Source organism: uncultured Gemella sp., from assembly GCF_963515875.1.
Taxonomy (GTDB): domain Bacteria; phylum Bacillota; class Bacilli; order Staphylococcales; family Gemellaceae; genus Gemella.
Genome location: NZ_CAUPZX010000003.1, coordinates 18,627 through 45,233 on the forward strand (window position 1 = coordinate 18,627; position 26,607 = coordinate 45,233).

The following is a 26,607-nucleotide window of genomic DNA, read 5'->3' on the forward strand; positions in this document are numbered from 1 at the left end:
AGTATTTATTTACATATGTTAAAACATATGTTAAAATTAATATTGTTAGGAGGTAAACTCATGAGTTCGAAAGAATTAATAAAACAGCTTAATAAATTGGGTTGGCAAGAAGTCCGAATAAAAGGCAGTCATCATCAATTTAAGCACCCTAACAAAGATTATCTTATAACTGTACCGCACCCAAAAAGAGATTTACCAAAAGGGACGGCGCAAAAGATATTGAAACAAGCGGGCTTGAAATAAAGCCCCTTGATTTTAGGAGGTTAACCATATGAAATATATGTATTATGCAGTATTTACACAAGAAAAAGATTATATAGATATAACATTTCCAGATTTAAAAGGTTGTATTACTTTTGGTGATAATTTAGAAGAAGCGTTATACATGAGTAAAGATGCTCTAGAAGGGTATTTATTATCATTAGAAGACGAAAAAATGAGTATACCAAAACCAAGTACATATCAAGAGTTACAAGCTAAATTAAATAATAACCAGCAATTACAATTGATTAATGTTGACACTGATTTTATTAGACGCAGAGAAGAAAACAAAGCAGTAAATAAAATGGTTACTTTACCAAAATGGTTAGTAGATTTAGGTAAAGAGAAAAAAATTAACTTTTCACAAGTATTACAGCAAGCGTTAAAAAACGAATTAGGGGTATAACAAAGTTAAAGGTGGATAAAATAATCAATTTGCTTTTTTATCCACCTTTAATGTACGAGAAAAAGGAAGTGATTCTACTAATCGTGATTTCTTAAGAAACAAGATTTGTAGAGTCACTTCCTCAGTGGTTTATAGATATCTAAAAAGCTGTTATAAAGCGAATATAGATATCAATAAACCACTGCGTCTATGAGTTATCATATACACTTTTTCAAAATTTGTGACTTTTGAGTTAGCACCTTTAGTTATTTGGGAGTGACTCAAAAGTTTCGATTTCAGAAAATCGAATTTATTAAGTCAAACTTCTTTATGGGGCTAAATCAATATATTATTTAATATTAATTTTCAATTCATCATCAACATAGTCTAGGTGGATTTCCATTCCATCTTCGATACCATGACGGATTAATTCAACTGAAAGTTTGTTTTCAATTTGACTTTGGATGAATCGTTTAAGTGGACGAGCACCGAATTTCATATCGAATCCAGCAGTCGCAACCCAACTAGAAATATTATCAGTATAAGTTAGAGTAATATTTCTATTAGCGATACGCGCAACTAGTTCATTAAGAAGTTTATTAGCGATTCCTTTAATATTATCTTGTGTTAATGGTTTAAAGATAATTATATCATCCATACGGTTAAGGATTTCTGGTTTGAAGTATCCGTAAAGTTGGTTAGTAACATTTTTACGAGTTTCTTCAGAAATCACACCATCTTTCACTTCTTCTAATAGTTCTAATGAACCAATGTTAGAAGTCATGATAATTATTGTGTTTTTGAAATCTACTACTACACCTTTAGAATCAGTAAGTGTACCTTCATCAAGAAGTTGAAGTAAGATATTGAACACATCTGGATGAGCTTTTTCAATTTCGTCCATTAAGATAATGCTATATGGATTACGTCTTACACTTTCAGTAAGTTGACCACCTTCTTCATATCCAATGTATCCTGGAGGTGCTCCGATTAGACGGCTAACTGAGTGTTTTTCCATATATTCACTCATATCGATACGCAAGATGTTACGTTCATCATCGAATAAGTTAAGAGCTAATGCTTTAGCAAGCTCAGTTTTACCTACCCCAGTAGGACCTAAGAATAAGAAGCTACCGATTGGTCTATTAGGATCAGCGATACCAGCACGAGAACGCAAGATTGCATTAGTTACACTCTCTACAGCTTCATCTTGACCTATTACTTTCTCATGAATTGTATCAGCTAGATGTAATAATTTTTCTTTTTCAGTTTCCACTAGACGAGTTACTGGAATACCAGTCATTTGACTTACGATAAATCCAATCTCATCTTCAGTAACTTCTTGTTTTAGAAGTTTATACTCTTCGTGTTTAGATTTTTCTTCTAATTCTTCAAGCTCTTGAGTTAATTTTGGTAAAGTAGAATATTGTAACTCAGATGCTTTTTCTAAATCATAACTATTTTGAGCTTGTTCTAATTCAACTTTAACTCTGTCGATTTTTTCACGTAGATTTTTAACAGCTGATAATTTTTCTTTTTCACTATCAACTTGAAGTTGAAGTTTATTTTGTTCTTCTTTTAGATTAGCCAACTCTTCTTTTAAGTTTTCTAAACGTCTTTTAGACACATCATCATCTTCTCCACTTAGGGCTTTTTCTTCTATTTCAAGTTGCATAACTTTTCGATTAATCGTATCTAATTCAGCTGGATTAGAAGAGTTTTCAGTTTTAATAGTTGCACAAGCTTGGTCGATTAAATCGATAGCTTTATCAGGTAAAAATCTATCAGTAATATATCTATTAGACAATTCTGCAGCTTCTACAATCGCACGGTCAGAGATTTTCACACCGTGATAAACTTCGAATCTTTCTTTAAGACCACGTAGTATTGAGATTGTATCTTCTACTGTTGGTTCTTTAACAAGAACTTTTTGGAAACGACGTTCTAATGCAGAGTCTTTTTCAATATATTGACGATATTCATTAAGAGTTGTAGCACCGATACAGTGAAGTTCACCACGAGCAAGCATTGGTTTTAAGATATTACCAGCATCCATTGCTCCATCAGTTTTACCAGCACCAACAAGCATGTGAATTTCATCGATGAATAGAATAATTTTTCCATCTTGTTCTTTAACTTCTTTTAATACAGCTTTTAGTCGTTCTTCGAATTCCCCACGATATTTAGCTCCTGCAACTAAACTAGTAAGGTCAAGTTCGAATACAGTTTTGTCTTTAAGACTTTCAGGTACATCACCGCGTACAATACGTTGAGCCAGTGCTTCAACAATCGCAGTTTTACCTACTCCAGGTTCCCCTATCAACACTGGATTATTTTTTGTTTTTCTTGATAAAATTCTAATTACATTTCTTATTTCTTCATCACGTCCTATCACAGGATCAATTTTACCACTACGTGCAGCTTCTACAAGATCACGACCATATTTCTCTAAAACTTCATAGTTGTTTTCTGGATTTTCGTTCATAACTTTTTTACCTCCTCTGATATTATCAATAACAGCCACTAACTCTTTTAACGTAGTCACCTTATCGATATATTTTTTTACTATACTATTTTTCAAATAACTCGCAAGAACGATATGTTCACACGAAATAAATTTATCTTCATATTTCTCTTTATATTTATTAGCCTCTATTAATAAAGCATTTAAATCATTACTTAGATAACTAGCGTAGTTAATATTATCTCCTTCTACACTATTTACCTTCGCAATCTCGTTATCTAACTCATAAGTTAAATTCACCTTATCAACATTTACTCTTCCTAATATATCACTATATAAATTACTACCAGTAAGAGCCGCTTTTAAGAACATCTCACTCGTAATACTTTGACTTTTTTTCTCAGTTGCAAATTCGGAAGATTTCGCTAAGATTTCTTTCACACTGTTAGTAAAACTATTAATATCCATTGTAAATCTCCTTTGATTAAATTATTAGATCAAAAGGTACATTCATTGAACAGTATCTCTAATATAATTAAGATACTACCCTCAAAAGATACAACTAAATATTTAACAAACAAAAAGGGTTTATGGAATATATTTAAGTTGTAATTTTTTGACCTTCTTTGACCTTAAATAAATTATAGCATGTTTGACCTTTTTTGACAATAGTTTTTTTTGAAAAAATTTTATAAAATAAAAATAGCTCGCAAACCTTATGTTGACAAGCTTTATACTATATATTATACTTAATATTATCTTAGAGATATAAAAATATATGCTCTACTGGTAACTTTCTCAGAGAGATTAATTTCTGCTCTGCAAGACACTTATGAGATTTCATAGGTGTTTTTTTTTTTGAAAAATAAAAAAAGCGTGAAGTAAATCACGCAGAGATTATATATATAATTATAAAGTAAACAATCAATAATTTTACTATTTACTAGAACATAACTACAATTTTGCATTAGGATTCTCATTATTAAATATTTCTATTAAATTTTGCATATCCTCTTTCGTTGCATAATGTCTTACGAATGTTCTAGCCGCAGTTCTCCTATTATTCATTAAAGCACGTTCTTTATTTTTCTCATAATAAGCTTTACTCGCTTTCTTTTGTGCTTCAGACGTTTTTGATTCTGTCATTTTATTCTCCTCCATTATTATATACTTTTACTATTTATTAAAGAAAAAATAATAAATAGATACTCCTATAATACAAGTTCCCAAGATACTTTGTAAAAATTCTTTTTTTGTACTTCTGCGAATTTCTATTTCTAATTTTCTTTTACCTAATTTATATTCTTTTTTCATAAATAATTAGCTCAACGGTAGAATAAGAATGGTGCTCTCTTTATTATATATTCAAAATTATAATTATACTCAGTAAACATAAACAATTGATTAATACATACCATTATTTTACCACTTTGCGTTCTCCTTTCTTATCCTTTTCTTAAATATAATACATGTATCGAGTTTTGTCAATCAGATTTATAAAAAAAGAGTGGCTCAATAGTCGTAATTCTAAAAAATCAAATTTATCGAGCCATACTCAATGATAATTCATGCGTCTATTCAGCTAAACGCTATTTTCAAACTGAATTATTTTTATCCCATACCATCAGCAAACGGCACTATTTTCGAACTGAATTACTTCTATCCCGCTCCATCAGCAAGCGGCACTATTTTCAAATTAGTAGGCTAATGTTTTACATACAATTAAACATTTTTTTTGCATATGATTCTATATCATTAGGATTTATCATATTGTATTTTTCTTTAACATCTTTGAAATATTTTCCAATATACTCTTTTTTTATTATCTCAGTAGATAATTCTAATTCTGGAATTTCCCCTCTAGTTTCTAACCAAGGATATTCAGAATGTGTAAATTTTTCTAATACTTTTCCGCTATAGCAACAAAAATGTTTAACTACATTTTCCATAATTATCAATTCTGATGATGTAAATATAGTATCTGAAACTCCTTTTTTTGGTTTAATAGGATCAAATTTATAATATTTATATTTAAAATAAACATCGGGATATACCGGACCATGTGCCCACGCTTGGCAATCTTCTTCAAATAAGAATTCATTATTAAACGCATAATAAAATCCTTGTACATAATACAATGATTTTTGTAACGCTAATGGCGTAATATCTTCGCAACGATTTAAGATATAATTAATAACCCTATTTATTTTTGACTCTTCATTTAAATTCCCTTCAAGAATTTTATCAACTGCTTCTTTACTTTTTTTATACGCAATTTCTGAAGGTAATTTTTCTTTATTATTTTCTAAAAGTTCACTATAAAATACTGGACTTTCATAAATTTTATTTAGTATATCTGAATACTGTTTACTAGGAATATCACCATTACAATAACGAGAATAAGTTTGTTCACCCCATCCTAATAGCAATGACAACGGACGCTTAGATATATTGTACTTTTCACATATTTCTAATATTTTCTCTAAAGAGATGATACCATTCTTTTCTCTATATACATCATATAAAGCCTTTAGATTATAATCATTAATACTATTAACAAAGATATCAGATTTACATTCTTTACATTTAGCAACTTTACCTGTGTATGTATAAGTCTCACCTTTTATAGTTCCTATCATTTGTTCTTCAATTACATTATACTCAACATCATTTCTACAATTTTCACAAAAAACTTTATCCATATCAAAATTTCCTCACTAACTATTCATTCATTTCAAAATATACATCATCTTTATAATTAGATTACCTAAATGCATAATCTATTTCTTTATTGCATTTATGAAAGGAAATCACTATAGTTCGATTTGTCTCTCCATAATCAATTATATTAAACTTTGTATAAATATCTACGACTTCTTCTACATCATCTATATTAAATAAACTTACTTGTGGTACAAAAACATACAACACTTCATGTTCATATCCAGCATTCATATTTTGTAGAGAGTGACAAAAATCATCAACTTTAATATTTAATAAAATTCTTTTTTGCTTATCACTCCTAATATTATAATCGTTAACAAATACGATATTTTCTCGCCTATTTTGATTAAATGAAATCGTGTATTTATTGGATTTTATACACTCTTTTATTACATATAGAATATTTTCTATATCTTCTTTTATATAATTTTGATTATAATTAGGGTTCATAAAATCACCTATTTATACTATCATCATAACTAAAACTATGACTTTTGTCAATTGAAAATGTATCAATTAGTGCACTTTTTTCAGGAAAAATCATCCTTATTAGTTTCTCATTATAAAAAACCGCTTATCTAGCATAAAACTATATAAGCGATTCTCTAATTTAATCTTATTCTTTATTCCTTCTCACTCACAAAACCATTTTTTCTAATAGTTCTTTAGTTACTTTTTCTATTCCTGAAGGATGTGCATAAAAATCAGCGAATTTCTTAGTCCATGTTTTTGTCTCACGTCCTTCAGCGAAGTCTACCATAGTTTGACGGTATTCTTTTAATACTTCTACGTTTGATTTAGGGAATTCATTGTATCCTACATTAGCCGCGTCTGGTAATCTAGGTTTAACTTTTTCCGTAGATAACTCTTCATCTTTAACACCAATACTTAGTCCACATAAGAACAAAGCAGTCTTAGGAATATTCAGTAATTCAGAAATCTTGTCGCCAAAACCTCTTACTCCACCACAATAAACAATTCCGTATCCTAAAGACTCAGCTGCTAAAGTAGCATTTTGCATTGCAATACCAACATCTAAAGTACCGATAATTAATGGTTCATATTGATTAGAAATATCAAACACTCCACCCTCAATATCAAACGCTAGTTTGATATTAGTATAATCTAAACAATATAGTAAGAATGCAGTAGAATTCTCAATATGAGCCGCATTACCAGGTGATATATCACGGATTAAATCAGCAATTTGTTGTTTAGTTTCACCTGTAGTTACGATAATACTATAGTGTTGACCATTCATCCAACTAGATCCTTGTTTAGAACCAGCGATGATTTGCTCAAGATGTTCTTTAGGAAGTTCTTTCCCTTTTACAAAACTACGAGTCGTACGATGTTCTAGCATCGTTTTAATTACTTCATTCATATGTTACCTCCGAAAATTTCTAGTAATAGTAACTTAATTATAACGCGAAAAAGAATAGAATGAAAGAAAATAGGCTGATAAGATTCAACATTTTTAATCTTTATGAAAATACACTATATCCATTCCATCTTTTATATTTTCTATCTCACCTGTCCTCTTATAACCTAACTTCTCATATAGATATATATTACCTTGTTCTTGTAATATTGTATCCAGTTGCCAATGATGTGAACCATATAGCTTTTCAACTTCTCTCATAGCAAGTTGAGCAAGTCCTTGATTCCTAAATGCAGGCATAATCCAGATAGGGGCTATACGTTTTCTACTGCCATCTTTTTTATCTATGACTCTAACCACTCCAACTTTTTCATTATTTCTTATAATAAAAAAGTAGCTAGTCCAAGGTTGTTTATATTTATTCAAAACATTCTCATAACTTTCTGTCGCTGGACTCATATCATAATCCTGATACTTCTCTAATAGACTCTTAAACGCTTCTACCTGCATTTCCCATATTTCTTTAATATCAGATTCTGTTGCTTTTACTAATGTAATACTCATTTATTATTCCCTCGATTTCCTTATTATTAACTAAAGTAATTTTTACACAAATTTTTAAGACGCCACGTGAAAACTATTAATAATATGCACCAATCTCATACTTCACTTCGATTTTACTTCAATTCATTTTTTCAAAAATTGTTATTTTATTTTTCCTCTTTATCTTTTATTTTTTCGTTGTAGTAATTTATACTACAATGATAATATTTATGCGTTGTAGTGTCAATAGCTGCAACGTATCCTTTAAAAAATAATGCGAAAAGCCTTTAGAATCACTATTCCAAAGACTTTCGATTATTATTTTGTATAAAAACTGCTAATAATACATACTATTTTTTTCTTATATATACACGTCATGTCATAATTTTTATATTGAGATACTTGTATGTATTATTAAACTAATTTTTCGTAACCTTCTTTAATCTTATTTAATAAGGTTGTATCTGTTAATTCTGTTACTTCACTTAAAGCTTCGATAACACCTTTTTCTTTAATTAGTTGTTCAAGTTTTACTGATTGTTCATCTTCTTCAGATTTAAAAGTAAGAATATATGAACAAGTTTTTAGTAAAGCACTATTTGATAATCCTAGTTCTTCTGTTTCTCTAATAGGTTTAATAAATCTCTCATTATAACCTAATTTTCTTATAGGAGTACGACAAATTCTAGAGACATTATCTACTATACGTGGATTTTCGAAACGTTTGATAGTTTTATTTCTATAAGCTTCCATCTCAGCTTTATTGAATCCCCATTTTTTCTCAAGTAATGTACTAGTTTCTTCTAATACAGCGATGAAATCTTTTCTTACATCAGCATGTTTAGCACCATCTGAAACTAACTCAATACCTAAGTAATTCGCAATATAGCTTAGTGCTGCATGCCCTGTATTTACCGTAAATAGTTTTCTTTCAATAAACGGGTTAAGATCTTCTACGTAGTGTACTTGTTCAATATTTCTATTACTTTCTACTTTGATTTTATCCGCTTCTATTACCCATTCACAGAATTTCTCCACTTCAACTAGAAGAACATCATCATGTTTTTGAGCTGGTACGATTCTATCTACTGCCGAATTTGGGAATCCTACATATTTATTAACAAACTCTTGTTCTTGTTCTGAAAGATGTTTAAATACTTCTGTTTTTAAAAAATCAGATCCAGAAATCATATTTTCACAAGCGATAACATCTAATAATTTAGTATTATTATTCTCTACTTTTAATTTTAATCCTTCTGCGATGTCTTTAGCTATGATAGGCAGAACATTCGGACCTATAGAAGTAGTAATTAATTCTACCTCACCGATCGCTGTATAAAGTTGTTCTTTTTCTTCTGCGATGTTTAAAGCATCAAAGTTATTAAGTTCAACTTCTTCGATATTTTCATCTAATATTCTAATAGTGTATGTATCTCGGCGTTTTAAATCATTAACCACATCTTTATTAATATCTACAAAAGTAATATGATATCCAGATTTATTTAATAATTCTCCTATGAATCCACGTCCGATATTTCCTGCACCAAAGTGTAAATTTTTCATTGTAATACCTTCTTATTAATTTTATTTTTAATTATTCAACTTCTGATAATAAAGTAATAACTTCCTCTTCAGTAGCTGCATTTACTAATTTTATAACATTTTCTTGTTCTGAACAGAAGATTGCTATTTTTGATAATAATTCTAAATGCTCACCGTCTTTACTAGCTATACCAAATACTATGAATACCATCTTATCTTCAGTATCTTCAGGATTCGCAAAAGAAACTCCTCCAGGTATTTGAATAATAGAAATTCCTGTACTTTTAATTGATTTTTTAGCTTCATCTGTTCCGTGAGGAATCGCAATAAAGTTCCCCATGTAAGTTGATACGATTTCTTCCCTTTCTAACATCGCAGGGATGTAATCACTATCTACATATCCATTTTCTACTAAGATTTCTCCTGCTTTTCTAATCGCTTCTTCTTTATTATTAATTTCTTGTCCTAATCTAATATCATTTTTTGTTAAATTCATCTTCATTTCTCCTTCTAGTTTTCTTGTTCTATCTCTTATAAGTTAATTATACCTTTAGTTATCCTTCTAAACAATATCAAAGTCGGCGAAACACTTTTTGCCAAAATAGAGTTATAAATACTGACAAAAAATAATTTTTCAGTAAATCACTTTAGAATATAGCTATATATCTACTCTCTTAACAACAAAATAACGACCTGAAATTAACTTTCAAGTCGCTACAATAACTATAACTGTAAAATATAATTTTTCAAGATTAGTTCAATTTTTGTTAGGATAAACTCTTTATTCCTACTAACCAATGCTTTAGTAAATACCTCATCATCTAATATTGCAATACTAATCTGACTAAGTAAATCTGTGCATTCTTGTTGATTTTGACTAACCATCACTATAAAATTATCAACATTCTGATCATTCCCCATTGAATCCTTCATAATAATACTATCATTTAACAAACTAATAATAACAAACGGTTCTTTGATATCATTATTCAACGTATGGAAAAGAGCTATGTTAGTATTAGGAATAACTACAGAACTCTTAGTATGTCTTTCTAACAAGCTATTAAAGACTTCATCTTTGTTAGTAATATTTAGTGTTGAATCCTTTAAAATAACATTTAATATTTCTTTATAATTAGCTACGCTAGCTGTTTCAACATACTCCGTATTTCTCAAAATAATTCGACACGCACGACTAAATCTATCAATATTGACAATATTTTCTCTTTTAACAGTATTATTTCTTTTGAAACTTCTACTAGATAATATTTTTTCGCGAATTAAGTTTATATCTTTTTCTTTTAGTATAGTTGGGATTAATAAGTAATCGACATCTTGTTCCAATTCGATTGAAGATATTACTACGTCATAATTATTTACTAAAGATTTAGTTACCTTACTAGGAATTGTATACTCTAGATTTTTTATTTCAGGAATATTCTTTCTAATCTGACTACCTAAAATTTTTGAACTTCCTATACCGCTAGCACATATTACTAGAGCACGAATAAAATTCTTTCTATAAATTTGTTCATAACTAGAAGCAAAATGTATAACAATATAACTTAACTCCGTAGAATTAAACATTATTTCATCAAACACAACTAACAGTTCTGATTTAATTACAAGATATAGCTCGTTGTAATTTTTCAATACAAAATCTTGTAATTCATCATTTTCCTCTATTAAATTCATCTGATGTCTTTTTATAGCTGATTCAACATGTGCAATAAGACCACTAGAAAGATTCGTATCTTGTGTAAAATCTACATTCATTTTTTCAGAAACATATTTTATCAATAGGCTTATTTTATATACTAATGTATATGAATACTTATCATTTAAATATGAAAGTTGTTCGATTAGACGACAAGTTTTTAATATTTTGATAAGGAATTGAATTATATCATCTGTAATATCAAATTCAATAATATCTTTAGAAGCAATTAGTAATGATTTTATACTATCATATTCTTGGTTCGTAATATTTTCTTTAATATCAGTTGGATATGACATTCTAAGAAACACCACATTTAAACTTATAAGAATTTTCTTAATACTAGAATCAGTATATATTTTAAACACATCAAGATGTTTATTTTGATAAAATACCTTTTTTATAAAGTCAAAATTCAAGAATTTTGTAAATGGATTGCTTGATAAAATACTACGGTCATTTAGTCTAGTGAAAAATTCCTCATCACTAATCTCATTACACAGCAATGAAATAAGAAGTACTCTTCGATCTATTTCACTACCTTCTATTTCAATACCATGCCCTTTTTTTCTAATCAATGTCAACTTGTAATCAGATAAAATCTTTTCGATAGTGCCTATTGCAGTCGCAACAGTATTATAACTCAACATCAGTTTCTCAGAGATATCTTTAATCGAAGTATCTTCACTTAAAATTAAAAAGCATAATATTAAATTCAATCTAGTTTCAGTTGAATATGCATAATCTTGAAAACTAGCTTCAAATAATGAAGAATCCAACTCGGATAAATCACCTTTTAGTACATACTTAGACTTTTCTTTCGTTAAATCTATTCCAAGTTGATTTAATGAACTCTCTAAGTTTTTAATTTCTCTATAGAGTGTTCGTTCTTTAATTTTTGTAGCCTTAGCAATCTCTTTTATACTAAGTGCTTCATCAGTATTTTTTAACAAAACTTGTAATATTAATTTTTCACGTTCGTTAAACATATAACCTCCATTCAAAAAATATCCAAAACTTCCTTTTATAATAAAATATGACTTCCTCTTAGTAATACATATCGCCTTATCTAAGAAGAAGTCATAAACACTACCGTATCTATTCACAAAATATTATATAGTTATTTATCTATTTTTGCAAATTCTCAACGATTTCATCGTATTTTGGACTGTTTAGGAAATTATCTACAGATACGTGTAGAGCTTTTCCATTCATTTGTTTCGCTCTTGGCGTTAATTCGTTTTGAGTTACGATTAATAATCCACTTTCTTCATTTAGATTTCTAATCGCTACATTTGTTACTTCATAATCAAGTCCAGCTTTTTTCACTTTGTTTCGTAGGATAGAAGCACCCATTGCTGAGCTTCCCATTCCTGCATCACAAGCGAAGATAATTCTTTTAACATCAGCATAAGAAGTTTCACTTGCAGTATCAGCTGCTACGTCTTGACCTTTTGATTCAGCTTTCATATTGCTTACTTTGCTTTGAGCTGACTCTAAATCTCCATCCCCTTTATCACGTTTTAAGATGATACTTGCGATTACGAATGTTACTAAAGTAGATACTACTACCCCAGCTACTACAGCAAAGTAACTTCCAGTTGCTGTTTGAGCAAGTACTGCTAAAATACTACCTGGTGATGCTGGAGCACGAAGACCTGCACCTAATAGTTGGAATGTTGCTGTACCACTTACTCCTCCTGCCATAGCTGCGAAGATTAATGCAGGTTTCATTAAGATATATGGGAAGTAGATTTCATGGATACCACCGATGAAGTGGATGATTGCTGCACCTGGAGCAGAAGCTTTAGCAGAACCTTTTCCAAAGAACATGTATGCTAGTAAGATACCAAATCCAACACCTGGGTTAGCTTCTAGTAAGTATAGAACTGATTTACCAGCATTTAATGATTGTTCAGTTGCGATTGGTGTTAAGATACCATGGTTAATCGCATTGTTTAAGAATAAGATTTTTGCTGGTTCGATAAACACGTTAGCAAGTGGTAATAAATGTGCATTAATAATCACATCTACTCCAGCACTAAGTGCATTAGTAATAACTTTAACAATAGGTCCAATTCCAAAGAATCCTAAAATAGCTAAGATAAATCCAAGAATACCAGCTGAGAAGTTGTTTACTAACATCTCTAATCCAGTTTTAATTTTTGGTTGAACTGCTTTGTCAAATTTTTTCATTAGGTGAGCTGCGATAGGTCCCATAACCATAGCTCCTAGGAACATTGGTGTTCCATTTAAACCTTTTTCAGTGATTGTCACCGTTCCAACAATAACACCCATAGTAGCAATCGCTGCTACAACTCCTCCACGTTCATCATGAACGTTTTTACCAGCTGAATAAGAAATTAATAGTGGTAATAGGAAGAATATCATTGGTGCAACTAATGCCGCAAGTTTTGCGTTTGGCATCCATCCTGTTGGTATAAATAATGCAGTAATTAATCCCCAAGCTATGAATGCTCCAATGTTAGGCATTACCATACTTGAAAGAGCAGTACCGACTTTTTGAACTAAGACTTTTAAACTACTTTTATTTTCGCTCATAAGTATAAATCTCCTTTTGTGTTTTACTTTTATCTTATGAACTCATTATACATTCTGCCTAGTCAACTAACAATATCAAAGTAGGCAAAATGAATTTCGCCAAATTGAAAACGCACCACAAATACTTTAATACCGGTATTTTAGGAAATAATTTCAGATTGGCAAAAAATTAAAAATAATTATTATTGAGTGTTAACAGTGTTATAAAAAATTAAAATTTCATCAAAAAATTCGGACTGATATAATATCAATCCGAATAAAATTTATTCTATTTCACAGCAAATTCTTGGCTACCTAATTCAATTCCACCTACACCTTTATATGCTGTAAGTTTTACAGGTGTAGTTAAGTCTGTAAGTTCATAAGCTACAGCTCCAGAAACTGTTCCATCTTTTTTAATTGTAACTAACTGATCATTAAGTAAAGACTTATCAGGATGTGATGCTGGCTGAAGCTTATTAACTTTGTTTTTATCATTATCTTGAATGGCTCCATTTGGAAAAGCTGCAAACCATGCACTCATTGGATTAATTATGTCTTTTCAACTTTTATTTGTTTTATCCATACTGTAACTAAATATCACCAAATTTATTAAGCATATAATAAAGATCCGACTGACAAAGCCTTTGCTGGTGAACATAAGGTAGAAATTTTTTTGTACGAAAAAGCCCTTGTCAACCTTAAAAAATCGTACTCTAAAATACCTAATTTCAAGCAGTTTTTTAACGTTCTTAAAAACTGAACGAAAAAAGAATACCCTTATGAAAGAGTATTCTTCATCAAAATCTGAGATGACCGAATTGCATCAAATCAGGAAAAACTATGAGAAATATATGGGGAAAGAGATGGAGAGGTGATTAAAAGTACCTCTCTTTTCTACAATAGATGTGTATCAACAGTAGTATTTCTCAATCGTTTTGGGAGCATAATTCGTTGACCATCTTTGTCTTTGCGTGGTCTAACATAACCTAATTTTATTAACACTTGCCCGACTCTCTCTTTATAAGCATTATCTAATAGCGGTTGTCTCCTATCCCAAACACTTGATAAATCGGAAATTTCCAAAACTGAAGATATATACTGTTTCAAAGTATTAATATCAGAATGATTATTTATCTTTGTTTCAATCAATGATACCTTCGTGTCTGTTTTTATGTTTGATAATTTTAAGATATACTTCATAAAATCTTCATTAAGATTTTCGTCTTCCAATTCCTCCAATTTATCTTCATTATCTAATGACTCTATAAACTCATCTTTTAACTCAAATATCTTAAAGGACTTGCATATATAGTTAATATTTACCGAAGATAAATATTCCTTTATAATGGCTTCTATGATAGATTTTTTAGTCGAATTTATCCTTTCTACTAAAACGCTGTCCTTTATTGAATTTATTAAATTCAAAGAATTTTCATCTGAAAGTCCACTATTAACTAAACTATATATTAAATCGTCGGAAAGTTCATGTTTTAATAGCGTATCAATAACAATGTCTTCTACCTCTTCATCACAATTTGCCAACAAAGTCAATTCGTCATTATATGAGTTATTCCATAACACCTCTATATTCTTTTCCGTAACTTCAATCAATCTCCGACGAATTAAAATATTAGCTCTATCTTGTGGAAGTTTAGGATTAATATCACTTATTACCTCATCTGCGTAATTTATGACAAATGCAAAAATTTTATCACTTATTAATGGACTATTTATAAAGGTATTACAAATCGATACATTATTTCTTAGTATATCTTCATAATTGGTTTCATCCAAGTTGTTATCGAGGTATTCAATGAAATCATTACTGTATTCTTCAACCATATTCCAATATGCAGCTATGTTATCTGAGCAAAACTTAATCTTATTTTTATGCAATAAGCAATCCAGTATTTTTGTTGTTACAGAGCTGTTCTGTAGATCAGCTAACTTTGAAATTACTGTTTCGTTCTTCTCTACATACTTAAATTTATGTTCATCTGAAATATCTGAATTAAGAATTTTAAGCAGTATCTCTCCGGTGTTGGTATAGTTTTTTTCACTCTTGTTTTCATCTATATAATTAGATACAATGCTCGAAAAATTATTCTCTATATACTCTTTACTTGACGATAATTGCAAAGATTTATAGATCTCATTCAAGAAACTTCCATAGTTTATCGTCTTTTCCAATATTGCTTCAGTTATAAATATCAGATTTCCAACATTCAGCTTATATGCCTGAATTTTCTCAACAGCCATCAATCTTGCTTTATCACAATTTGCTTCTGACACATCTTCAAACCTGATACCCGCAGAACGAATGTTATCAATGAAAACATCAAATTGTCCCTCGGGTATTAAAGAAATTATGTTCTCGTTTTGTTCTATATATTCCTTAAATACAACTAAGTTATCTAAAGCTATAGTTTTATTTGTTGCAACTGAAATCAGTATGTTTTTAAATGTTTCAACACTTTCACCTTCACAATATTCCAAAGTGTTAACAAGTCTGTCTGACTTATCATTAATCAGTATATTAGAATATGTTCTTATTAACTCTAAATCAAACTCATCTAAAATCTTAACTAAATCCTCATACTTATCATTGACATCAACTGCGTCTGCTATAGCTATTATGCATTTAATATTATTTTTTTCTATGCATGTTTTTAACACTTTCTTATTGAGTATATTATCACGGCTAAAATCAGTTAATTTCAAACGATTTATAATCTGCTCAGGTGTTTCTACATCTAAAAAGATATCAAGTTCTTTTCCTTCTTTTAAACCCTTTACATAGATTGTGTCATTACGCTTTAATGTATTTGATCTATCTACATTAAAGTTCCCTTTATAATACCAGTATGTTTCATCCAATAAACCATCTAAAATTAAAACTCTGATTAAAGGGAAGTAATGGCTTTCTACAATATCATAACCATCAATTGAAAACAACTCATCTTTTTGCTCAGCACTCATACTAGATATCAACTCTTTATAGCTATATATCTCAATATCTCTGATTTGTTTTTTTATTTTTTCTCTATCCGAATTAAGTTTATTTACTTCCAGCGAATAATTTTCTGGTAATTTCTCAACTAACACCTTTTTTTCATCGGTGTTCAAAATAAAGCTATTGATAAATTCATTATATGAAAAATATGAATTGCTCCCAGAATACCTAATAAAAGCCTGCTCATCAGGCTTTTTACTCCATTCTTTTAGATACTCAGCCCAAGTTCTTGTTTCCTGATAATAATGTCCGACATCCGATTGAATCATCAATGCCATTGCTTTGAATTTATCATTCTCAACTCTATCCCTAATAAATGCAAGATTATCATCAACTTTTATCAATTCCTGATTAAGATTATCAACAACTTTTTTCTTATTAGTTTCTAATTTATCAAATACAGTTCTTATAAATCCTTTATCTTCCTGCAAAAGATCAAATTCATTGGGGAATATATTCTTTAAGGTGATTAGAGCAAATAGCTTGTTGCTCTCCAAATCAATCTGTCCTAATGGTATAATTTTAGAGTACACAATATATTCATTAACTATATTTTTAAGAAGCCTCATATCATCTACATATAAAGAAATATCCGCTAATACGCTCCTATCTGGTGCATTTTCGACAGCTTTGAAAAGTTCGATAAGCTCATTTTCTGATGTCTTTGAATCCACAATAGGAACAATAGGTAGAATAAAGTCAAAGAATTTAGTTCTGTTTTTAGAGAAAAACAGACTATCTTTGAGCATGTATATAAACCGCACAGGCTTATTATCTCCACTTATTTTTACAAAGTGATTTAAGAGAAAATTTAGTTCTCGCAACTTTGTATAAATAGATGTGTTATTATATCTATCTAAATCTTCAAAAACAACAATTTTTGTACCAGAGCTTCTTAGTAAATAAACTAACTCCTTTATATCTCTATCTAACACCGACTCATCGTTCTTATCATCATTTACATTTGCTTCTGCACCTTTGAATGTTATTTTAGAAATTCTAAATTTATTCCCTCTATAGAATATATACAAATAATAAAACAATGGTACAAACAACAATAGAGAACATAAAAGTATTAAAGAGGTTCCATCGGAATTTTTATGCAACTCATTAACAAAAGGTAAAAAAGTATCTCTCGTTATCCAAAGAAGTATTGAACATATTATTGATATAAACGCCAATGACTGTATGCATATATTAGGAAAGCTTTTATTTGATTTAAACCCATATTTACTAAGTGGTATTTTCTTTGATGCTATCTGAGATAAAATCTGATTAATGAGCTGTCTTTCCACTCTGTTGTCATCATCTATATCCACTGTTTTTTGATTTTCATTTCTGAGCTTATCTTTAACACCATCAGTTTCTGAAGTGGCAAGCTTAGTCATCGATACTTCTTTTAGACTATCGTCATCACTAATATTATTTTTATATTTGCCCAAAGAAACAGTAATTACATTATTTAATCCCTTTTGACGGACATAAGTGTTCCATACGGTACTTTTCCCTGCACCATATATACCAGTAATAGCGATATTTTTTATATCGCTATTACCAAAAGCATAATCAAGTGCTTCTGTATATATTTGCTTGTTTTCAGTCAGCACTTCTGGAGTAAGAGCATTAAACTTATTTTTTTCTTTTCCCATAAATTACACCGTCTCCATCCATGTGTTAATTGCTTTCTCAAATTCTTCCATTCTATTATCATTATTAAAAAATGGAAATCCGATTATTTTATAATCATCCGCAAATAATCCTTTAACTGAATGCTCTTTTTCAATCTGCATTGCAAATACTTCTTTCCAAACATCATCATCCAAGAGTTGATTGCCTTTAGGTTCAACATATCCCTGATAAATGAGACTGCCTTCACTTCTTTTCTTTCTTATAAACAGCAAAAAGTCAGGTTCAAATCGCTCTCCAGCTTCAAAAGAATATATAGCCAATTCAGGAATTCTTTCATTTCTAACAACATAGTATTCTAAATTCTTTTCCTTCAGTTTTGGCTCTATATTGGTTTTGAAATACTTTACAAAAAGCTTTTCTTCGCTCGTTCCGTAGTTGTCATTAAATACATACCAACTCTCATTTGTTAAATCTAATCTGTATTGTTCATTTGAGCAGTTATTTTGAGAATTTCCTTTTCCACCGTTCCCCTCAATCGATCCTAAACTGATTTTCTTGTCTTTCAAAATCATCTTAAGCTGCTTAGGTTCAAATTCTTTAGAACCTACATATTCAGGTTTGATAGCCATAACATGCGATACAACTTTTACTAAGGCGTGCTTCACAGCTGAAAATAAAATCTTTCCATTAACTTCATCTTGAGAATATGTTATTTCCACATTAGAGTTTCCGAGAAACTCATCTGAAGTTAAAAACTCCCTCATTGATTTTAAAGATGGATATTTCTCTTTAAGTATGTCAAAACGAAGTTCTTCAAAACATTCTATAGCCCCAAGCAAGATATTATAATCTATATCCTTGAATTTAATCCTCTTCAGATTTTTCTTAATGCTACTTGCGTTTGCAGTGTTATCGCCTATAAGATTTACAATATTACCTTTGCCGGAAAGAGCTGTGTAGTAATATGTTTTCATTCTCATACTCGGCTCAATGGAACGCACTTCTTCTCGTCCTTTAATCAATCTCTTATTAGAAAATACATAACTTTTCTTATAGAAATCACTGTCTTTAAACTCACCTTTAAGTCTGTATTCCAAAATGATTGGATTCGGTGCCTGCAATCCTGTTTCTATAAGGGCATTCTTCAATTCTGATATATATTTTGAATCGTTTTTACTGTGAAAATACATTGTTTCCAAAATGCGATTAGGATTCGATATATCGCCATCAAATTTTCTTTTAAATTTAAATTCCTCATCATCCACAATAAATGGACAATATCTCGCACCTCTTCCAATAAGCTGTGCTTCTTTAATTGTATAGGAACCAACTTTACCAGCCTTACCGCTTGCCTGTCTTGTATCATATAGACGGACTATATCAAATAGGTTGAGCACATCCCAGCCTTCACTAAGCATATCTACCGCAAAGATAAGTCTAATCGGATTATCAAGATCTTCCAGAGAATTGACTAACAACTGATTTTTCTTGTTATTATCCGAAGAACCATTCATTATTAGCGAAGTATTTTCAGTAAATGCGGTCTTAATTGACTGCTCCAAAAGCTCCAGAGTGTCATCCTTTTCTTTGAAATAATTTATCGCTTCCGTCAATTTTTCAATTCCAACTAATTCTAAGTTCTGAATTTCATAACTTGTCAACTCCTTTACTTTCTTAAAAAATTTATCATAAAAACTTTTTGACTCATCTATTTTTTGTGATTTAAGCATAACCACAGGCTTAATATTGAGTTTTAAGTCAGCAAACAAAAACCTCCTGTACTCACTCATTACGAGAGCCATAAGCGTTCTTTCCCACAAGTTAGTATCTGTTGCAAAATTCTGAAAGTCTTTTGTGTATCCGCTCTCTCTAAAAGAAATAAGAGGATAGTTAAAGATGATTTTGTCTTTATACTTTTGTAAGACATTTGGATCTTTTAAGTCACAAGTAGCCGTAAATTCAAGCATAATACTATCCCTATTTCGTGACAAAGCATTAGTAACAGAATATTCCCAGCTTTTAGCAGCCTCTTCTTCGTCTTTAGTAGGTTTCTTAGTTAGTGAATTGATATGATGGCTTTCATCAGAAATAAAAACCACTTTATTATTCTCAAAGTCATCATAAGTCAGCGAATTTTCTTTCGCTTCAAATAAATCCATGTGAAGCTTTTGCGTAGTAGTAAACAATATTTTGATGTCATCATCTAAAACAGTACCACTAAAATTTTCAACCCTTTTTATCTTGACCTTTTTCCCTAAGTACTCTACAACATCATTGAATAGATACTTATTTGAAAGCGGATTAATAAAATTATCAATCGTCTTTTCAAGAACATTGGTCTGATTTACGAAGAATAAAAACTTTCTATACCCCTTTGTATACAAGTACAATATCAGACCTGCCATAATGACAGTTTTACCGCTGCCTGTCGCCATATGAAAAAGAGTATGGACTTGCTTATTTTTTCTTAATCCATCATTGTCAAAGTACAAGGCAAAATTTGTAAAAGCATCAATTTGATACTCTCTTAGAGAGATTTTCTTTGAAAGTCCACTTTTAATAATTTCAGGGAAGTCTACATTCATACCAACTTCTTTTGCGACATCTAATTTTTCATATAAAAACTGTTTCGACATATTAGACCTCCGCATAGAAAGATTTTGTGAACGCCTTATCCGACTCACTTATATCATAACTTTCATCATCCATATCCGAGTAATTGACATATAGCTTATTTTTATCAACTAAGCTAATAAGAGCCTTTTTCTTCTCTTCCAATTCCAATGAAGCAAATTCTTCATCAGCTTTCTCTAACTCTTCCCTTGTGATATATGGAATAATACGCTCATCAACATATATTTCATTTTTTATTTCAGAGATTGTTTCTTCTGAAGCTGCCTGAATCTTTTTAATGAGTGTACTTGCATTTTCAAGAAGCTCGCAATAGACAAATGAGCCTCCACCTTGCCAATTGACAGATTTTGATATACCTCCTTGTTCTCCATCTATCACTTTTTTCATTCTTTCAACAGTAATATCTTCGATATAATCCATTTGCTCAACACCTATATATCTACGACCCATTTTATGAGCAACTGCACAAGTTGTTCCAGAACCAGAAAAATAATCCAAAATTAAATCGTTTTCTTTTGTAGTTGCCTGCAATAGAAATGAAATAACACTCTCTGGTTTTGAATACGGAAACTTTAACGACATACTCTTTAAATGAGAAGTTGCATCTTCATTTGTTCCTACGCCTATTGCTTTCGATAAATATTGTTCGTCAATATATTTTTCTGGAGCCATTAAAGTTCCTTCCACACGTTGAAATCTAATCGAAAATTTAGAAGATTTAACCAAAAAGTATGTTCCTTTGGCAATTTCTTCATCCAACATTTGTTGTCCCCATTTAAATTCTCCTGCTAAAGTTACCTGCTCAACATTTGTGCCACTTTTTACTTTGCATTCTCCAATTATTTCAACTCTATCTGGTTTCCCACTATACACCCCATCCTCTAAATTAAATCTAATTGTATTTGCAGGAAAGGTTAATGGATGGTAAGAATTGCCTGTATTTAAAAGTGGTGCATCTCCATTCTCGGTTTTTTTGCCTAAATAGCTTATTGAGTTGTCTTTATTCTTCTCATAACAAACAACATATTCGACCGATGATCTTGATTTAGGGGAAAGTGAATCCGCATTATCTGTATTTTTCCATATGAAAGTTTCAACAAAGTCATTCTGTCCAAATACTTCTTCCATTAAAACCTTAATCCAATGCACACCATCTTCACCTATATGGCAGAAAAGTACTCCCTGATCCTCTAGCAATCTATATGAAACTTCCAAGCGGTTCTTCATAAATGCAAGCCAACTACTTAGTTTGAAATTAGAATTATATTTAAATGCATCCGCTGGTTTTGTTTTATAAAAGTAATAAGGTGGATCAATATAAATGCACTTAACTTTGCCCTCATATCGTTTTAGTAAGCTTGAAAGTGCAATCAAGTTATTTCCTTTGATAATCAAATTATCATTCTCATCAAAAGTAATATTTTCTTCAACTCCATCTTTCGTATATCTTTTTGCGTTCGTAAAAACTTTTGGAGCAAGCATTTTGCTAATCTCATCACTTGCAATAGTCTCGTTGTAGAAAATCTCTTTACGCTTCTGATCTTCCTTATCCTGACCTCCTTCAAGTACACAATCTTTATACGGAAAGTCTAATACCACATCATTCGACTTTGAGATGAAATCTCCGCCATTAGTTAATCCGATTTTATTTGTATATCTCGTATATGACTCCGGCAAGAATTCCTTAGACTCAATAAACCAAGCAAAACCTTGTTTATCGAAAATAAGTGTTCCATTTATATCCTTAAAAAATCTTTCTTTAATTTTTTCATTCGATAAAAGTAAACACAACAATTCTTTATCCATTGTCATTACATCGCTATAAACCATCGCCTTAAGCAATTTACCATCATCAGAAATATATTTTAAATTTGTCTTTAATACTTCCTCGACTATTTCAAAAATATTTTTATACATTTATTTATCCTCCAAGCTATTTTTTTCAATACAGATTAAATCTCCAATATCTGTTCCAAGTTCTTCGCAAATTTTTCCGATAATCGTAAGCGATACGGCATCTCCCCTAACCATTTTTGAGATTGTAGTAGGCGATACCCCCGTTTTATCAATTAGGTTTTTTTTCTTCATATTCTTTAGAGTCTTCCAAAGTCCATTGTAGTTGAATTTCATTTTTCTTTTTCCTCACTCCATATATGTGGATTTTTTATCCACTATATTATAGCATAAATCTATATTTTATTCCTCGTTCACAGCCTAAATCAATAGTAGTAAATCCATTAATATTAGTATAAACAGAATTTAAATTTTCTTTCTCAATTACAATAAATCTATCCATTTGATCTTTTGTTACATTAGATTTGAATATTACTTTATTTCTTATCCATTCTGCACATTCTTTTGCAATTGCTTTTTGAGTTAATTCATTTCTTAATTTAACCTCAAATTCTAAACCATATATAACATTCTCTCTATCTAATTTAGGTATATAAAACTCTCTTTTCTGTTTTTCAGGAGTATCCTTAACAAATGTAGGAGATGTAAATATAAATCTACATTCTTCCACATCTTGTAATTGTTCTTTCAACTCATTATACGCATACATTGAAAAGCAGGCAGCAGCAATTGATATTTTATTACTTTTTTCTATAGTTTTTACCAAATCATCTTTTAAAAAACTTGTCTTATTATCAATTAATACCACTCTTCATTCCCTCTCTTTTTAATGGATTTTCCTCTTGGATAATTTTTCTTTATTTCTTAGATATCATTTTTTTATAGAAGCATCTTTTTTTATTTCAAGTGGGAATGGAATGCCATTATGTATTATAATTTGTCTATAAAATAAATCTATCGCTGTTGCCCTCGTTAAACCTAATTTTTTTAGTATTGCTTCCGCTTCTACTTTAACATTTTCTTGTATCCTTACATTTACAGTTGCTGTCTTTATACTCGTCATAATCAACACCTCCGCGCGTCTCTTTTTATTATACACTTATGTATCTCTATTAGCAATACAAATGAGGTACAATTTAATTTTTATTAACCATTATATAAAAGTTGAACTGATACTTACAAAACAACTTTTTAATAGAATATAACTAATAATTTACTTAATATAAATAAAATACTTATTCATTATTTCCTTTATTTTTTAATATTTCTTTACTATATATTTCTGAACTATTTCCTAAATTTTTAATTAATTCATTAATATGATTAGTTGGAATATTTAATTTAGGTTTGGCATTTTTCAAAATCTCAGATATATCTCCTAAGTTAGCAATAATTTTGCTAATATTACTACTAAAATTATAATTACTTGTATAATCATTTATTATATTTTTTATAATTTGATTCTGTTGTTTAATTATTTCTTCTTGATATTTACGAAGACTTATTAATTCTTTTTGATTCTCTGATAATACTACTTCTCTTAATCCTAAATTAATATTATTTATGTTCTCAGATAATCTATTAAATATATCACTTGTTTCTATGGCATTTAATAGTGCATCTCTGAATGAAGTATAAACAGCTGTTACATTTGTATTTTCTTTATATTTCTCTTCGTTTATATTTATAATTTCTTTCTCTAATGCCTTAGTCAGTTTTTTTAATAGTATTTTGATTGAGTTAAACTCACTACTCGAAAAATCTTTATTATGCATTACTTTGTTTCTACTTAATCGAATTATTTCTAAATCCTCTTTCTCAAGTTTAATATTATAATTATAAAATAGCCTATCCCACAAAGATCTTTTAACAGATTTTTCTAAGATTTCTTTTATACGATTAATATTTGGATTTTGTTTTTTTATTTCAACTTTACATGCTTCTATTACTTCTTCATTACTCCATTCTTCACTTTCATTAAATAAATAATTAATATAATCAAAGAATGAGAATTCTTCTAATGCATTCTCTATATAATGTTTTTGATTAATACCTTTCTCTTTATGTGATTTTTCAATTTCTTTACTTATGGTTTTCTCAACCCACTTTCCTTCATACGCTTGAATAACTGTCAAATATATAAACTGACGAAGAACCCTTTCAAACTTAGAAATAATTATAGTTGCTTTATCACAAAAATATCTTGATGAATCATCATATATTGTTATAATTCGATAATTTTTTCTATGTTTTCCTTTTTTTACAGCATTTTTAATATCTTCAATTAGTATTGCGTTTTCTAGATTATTTCCACTTTTAGTAGTAGATATACTAATAATAATATTATTACTTTCTTGAGATTTTCCTACATTTAATTTATAATTTATATCCTTATAAAAAATTTCATCATTTTTCATTTCAAACACGCTACTAAAATCACTCTTTAATTCTTCAATATTTATACTTTTATTTTTATGTAAAAATAATAATTTTAAAATCATTTTATCCCTCTTTTAATATTTCTATTAACTATATCAACGATATAATTATTATATTTAAATTAATTCATTATAATAATAAAATATAAATTGTACAATTTTTTGTAATCAATATTTTCGAGTTTCCGTTATAAAATCGGAGCCCTCTTTTAAATGATTAAGTTATTGATTTCTAGTCTACAAGATAACTCAGCATCCCCATCATTTTCTCTACCTCATAAACTTCGTTATCTTTCCTTCTTTTTTGTATGTTTCTGCTGCTTTCGCTACTTTCTCAAAGTCACGTTTTAAGCTGTATGAATAGATGTCTCTAAATAATCTATAGCCTAGTTTTTCATTTACTTCGAATGCTAGTGTATATAGTTCATATGTTTCCATTGAATCGAAGTTCTCGTGTGCTTTTACTACATCTTGTAATATGTCATCACTATGCTCTATTAATGCTTTTTCTAGCCTATCATTTAAGAATTTCGACTTTTCTAGAGTATGTTTATATACTTCTTTTGATGTAGTTGAAAAGTCCGTTATTAAGTTTTCTTTATCTAGTTTATCATATAGTTCATATCCTAACTGTTGATTTACATCTTTTGCAATTTCTACCAATCTTTCTTCTGACACTGGCTCCAAGCTATATGCTGCATTATTAACTTCTGAAAATACATTTTTCTCTTCTTCTATCACTTTTTGTAATAATTCTAATTTCATAAAAATCCTCTCAATACTATTTATCAAGTTTGTTTACATGTATTATTATACCATACTTAATATGAATTCTTCTGATACTATATTCAATTCTGATTGAATTTTATTGTTGTTTCAATTTTCTTTATCATTTCCCTCTTGTAAAATAACTTATTCTACGATAAAATAAACTTAAAAATGAGGAGTGTTTATAAATGAGTGAATCAAAAATTGTTTTAACTATTGACAATAATATAAAAAAAGAGGCTGAAGCTGTATTCTCTAGCCTTGGATTAAATATGGAAACTGCAATTAATATATTTTTAGCAAAAGCTGTTAATGAAGGTGGTCTACCTTTTGATGTGAAACAAAAGAAATATTCTGAAGATCCTGCTTTCCTTTCTAGTCACTTTATTATGAAATCAGCTTTATATGAAGTGAATGAATATTTAAAAGATAGATTTAATGAAGAACCTTCATTTCATTTAGTATGTGATACAAAAGGTGTAGAACATGAGGAAATCGGTAAATTATTCGTTCTATTCTCACATAATACTGAGAATATTAACCAAGAAGACTTTACGGAAAAACATATTGATAATTTAGTAGAGCTAGCCACTATTGCTGTTCCATCTATAAAAAGACTATCATCAGATCAGCTTCGTGACATAGTGAATGCTTTTATCAATAATTACTATTTAATTAAATAATAATAAGTGATTAGTAAATTTTTTAAA

General features: G+C 29.5%; 23 protein-coding genes and 1 pseudogene. 4 read left to right on the forward strand and 20 right to left on the reverse strand.

The features are described 5' to 3' along the window. Positions 1 to 60: 60 nt before the first annotated feature. The gene (locus tag RWL85_RS01130) at positions 61 to 243 is read left to right on the forward strand and encodes a type II toxin-antitoxin system HicA family toxin (RefSeq protein WP_271965256.1); all 183 of its coding nucleotides are present in this window, start codon (positions 61 to 63) and stop codon (positions 241 to 243) included. Between the two features lie 28 nt (positions 244 to 271). Beyond that, positions 272 to 667 carry a type II toxin-antitoxin system HicB family antitoxin gene (locus RWL85_RS01135; protein WP_314084002.1) on the forward strand — a complete coding sequence of 132 codons (396 nt, stop codon included), beginning with the start codon at positions 272 to 274 and terminating at the stop codon, positions 665 to 667. 328 nt (positions 668 to 995) lie between these two features. On the opposite strand, the gene clpB is transcribed toward RWL85_RS01135, so the two are convergent. From clpB to RWL85_RS01195, 12 genes are all read right to left on the reverse strand, one after another. Further along, positions 996 to 3,578, reverse strand: a complete 2,583-nt coding sequence (gene clpB / locus RWL85_RS01140; protein ID WP_314084004.1) for an ATP-dependent chaperone ClpB — start codon at positions 3,576 to 3,578, stop codon at positions 996 to 998. Between the two features lie 486 nt (positions 3,579 to 4,064). Then, positions 4,065 to 4,256 (reverse strand): hypothetical protein, encoded by a 192-nt coding sequence (locus RWL85_RS01145; protein WP_314084006.1) that lies wholly within the window; start codon positions 4,254 to 4,256, stop codon positions 4,065 to 4,067. 30 nt (positions 4,257 to 4,286) lie between these two features. Next, positions 4,287 to 4,424 (reverse strand): hypothetical protein, encoded by a 138-nt coding sequence (locus tag RWL85_RS01150; RefSeq protein WP_314084008.1) that lies wholly within the window; start codon positions 4,422 to 4,424, stop codon positions 4,287 to 4,289. 398 nt (positions 4,425 to 4,822) lie between these two features. Then, positions 4,823 to 5,812, reverse strand: coding sequence for a type II TA system antitoxin MqsA family protein (locus RWL85_RS01155; RefSeq protein ID WP_314084010.1), 990 nt, complete (start codon positions 5,810 to 5,812; stop codon positions 4,823 to 4,825). Positions 5,813 to 5,873: 61 nt separating this feature from the next. Then, positions 5,874 to 6,284: a hypothetical protein gene (locus tag RWL85_RS01160; RefSeq protein WP_314084013.1), complete on the reverse strand. Its 411-nt coding sequence runs from the start codon at positions 6,282 to 6,284 to the stop codon at positions 5,874 to 5,876. Between the two features lie 187 nt (positions 6,285 to 6,471). Continuing rightward, complete coding sequence (locus RWL85_RS01165) at positions 6,472 to 7,218, reverse strand: nitroreductase family protein (protein ID WP_314084015.1); 747 nt, start codon at positions 7,216 to 7,218, stop codon at positions 6,472 to 6,474. 93 nt (positions 7,219 to 7,311) lie between these two features. Further along, positions 7,312 to 7,779: a GNAT family N-acetyltransferase gene (locus RWL85_RS01170; protein WP_314084017.1), complete on the reverse strand. Its 468-nt coding sequence runs from the start codon at positions 7,777 to 7,779 to the stop codon at positions 7,312 to 7,314. A 393-nt stretch (positions 7,780 to 8,172) separates the two neighbouring features. After that, on the reverse strand, positions 8,173 to 9,321 hold the full coding sequence (locus tag RWL85_RS01175) for a mannitol-1-phosphate 5-dehydrogenase (protein WP_314084019.1): 1,149 nt from the start codon (positions 9,319 to 9,321) through the stop codon (positions 8,173 to 8,175). 31 nt (positions 9,322 to 9,352) lie between these two features. Beyond that, positions 9,353 to 9,796: a PTS sugar transporter subunit IIA gene (locus RWL85_RS01180; protein ID WP_314084021.1), complete on the reverse strand. Its 444-nt coding sequence runs from the start codon at positions 9,794 to 9,796 to the stop codon at positions 9,353 to 9,355. A 227-nt stretch (positions 9,797 to 10,023) separates the two neighbouring features. Further along, positions 10,024 to 12,006 (reverse strand): PTS sugar transporter subunit IIA, encoded by a 1,983-nt coding sequence (locus RWL85_RS01185; protein WP_314084023.1) that lies wholly within the window; start codon positions 12,004 to 12,006, stop codon positions 10,024 to 10,026. A gap of 139 nt (positions 12,007 to 12,145) precedes the next feature. After that, a complete protein-coding gene (locus RWL85_RS01190; RefSeq protein ID WP_314084025.1) occupies positions 12,146 to 13,579 on the reverse strand; it encodes a PTS mannitol transporter subunit IICB in 1,434 nt (477 codons plus the stop codon). A 268-nt stretch (positions 13,580 to 13,847) separates the two neighbouring features. Beyond that, positions 13,848 to 14,102 (reverse strand): DUF5067 domain-containing protein, encoded by a 255-nt coding sequence (locus tag RWL85_RS01195; protein WP_314084027.1) that lies wholly within the window; start codon positions 14,100 to 14,102, stop codon positions 13,848 to 13,850. Positions 14,103 to 14,138: 36 nt separating this feature from the next. Between RWL85_RS01195 and RWL85_RS01200 the strand changes: the two are divergent. After that, a pseudogene (locus RWL85_RS01200) lies at positions 14,139 to 14,436 on the forward strand (endonuclease); the annotation flags it as partial. A 19-nt stretch (positions 14,437 to 14,455) separates the two neighbouring features. Here RWL85_RS01200 and RWL85_RS01205 read toward each other — a convergent pair. The 8 genes from RWL85_RS01205 to RWL85_RS01240 all read right to left on the reverse strand — a co-directional run bounded on the left by RWL85_RS01205 (position 14,456) and on the right by RWL85_RS01240 (position 25,894). Continuing rightward, a complete protein-coding gene (locus tag RWL85_RS01205; RefSeq protein ID WP_314084029.1) occupies positions 14,456 to 18,223 on the reverse strand; it encodes a hypothetical protein in 3,768 nt (1,255 codons plus the stop codon). 3 nt (positions 18,224 to 18,226) lie between these two features. Further along, entirely contained in the window at positions 18,227 to 20,839 is a 2,613-nt protein-coding gene (locus RWL85_RS01210) for a DEAD/DEAH box helicase family protein (RefSeq protein ID WP_314084031.1), read from the reverse strand. A 1-nt stretch (position 20,840) separates the two neighbouring features. Further along, positions 20,841 to 22,754 (reverse strand): site-specific DNA-methyltransferase, encoded by a 1,914-nt coding sequence (locus RWL85_RS01215; RefSeq protein WP_314084033.1) that lies wholly within the window; start codon positions 22,752 to 22,754, stop codon positions 20,841 to 20,843. After that, positions 22,755 to 22,967 carry a helix-turn-helix transcriptional regulator gene (locus RWL85_RS01220; RefSeq protein ID WP_314084035.1) on the reverse strand — a complete coding sequence of 71 codons (213 nt, stop codon included), beginning with the start codon at positions 22,965 to 22,967 and terminating at the stop codon, positions 22,755 to 22,757. Between the two features lie 46 nt (positions 22,968 to 23,013). Next, positions 23,014 to 23,499 (reverse strand): hypothetical protein, encoded by a 486-nt coding sequence (locus RWL85_RS01225; protein WP_314084037.1) that lies wholly within the window; start codon positions 23,497 to 23,499, stop codon positions 23,014 to 23,016. A 63-nt stretch (positions 23,500 to 23,562) separates the two neighbouring features. Next, a complete protein-coding gene (locus tag RWL85_RS01230; protein ID WP_314084039.1) occupies positions 23,563 to 23,754 on the reverse strand; it encodes a type II toxin-antitoxin system RelB/DinJ family antitoxin in 192 nt (63 codons plus the stop codon). A gap of 172 nt (positions 23,755 to 23,926) precedes the next feature. Continuing rightward, the gene (locus RWL85_RS01235) at positions 23,927 to 25,192 is read right to left on the reverse strand and encodes a hypothetical protein (RefSeq protein WP_314084041.1); all 1,266 of its coding nucleotides are present in this window, start codon (positions 25,190 to 25,192) and stop codon (positions 23,927 to 23,929) included. Positions 25,193 to 25,399: 207 nt separating this feature from the next. Beyond that, entirely contained in the window at positions 25,400 to 25,894 is a 495-nt protein-coding gene (locus tag RWL85_RS01240) for a hypothetical protein (RefSeq protein WP_314084043.1), read from the reverse strand. Positions 25,895 to 26,085: 191 nt separating this feature from the next. Between RWL85_RS01240 and RWL85_RS01245 the strand changes: the two genes are divergently transcribed. Then, complete coding sequence (locus RWL85_RS01245; protein WP_314084044.1) at positions 26,086 to 26,580, forward strand: type II toxin-antitoxin system RelB/DinJ family antitoxin; 495 nt, start codon at positions 26,086 to 26,088, stop codon at positions 26,578 to 26,580. The last annotated feature ends 27 nt before the right edge of the window (positions 26,581 to 26,607 follow it).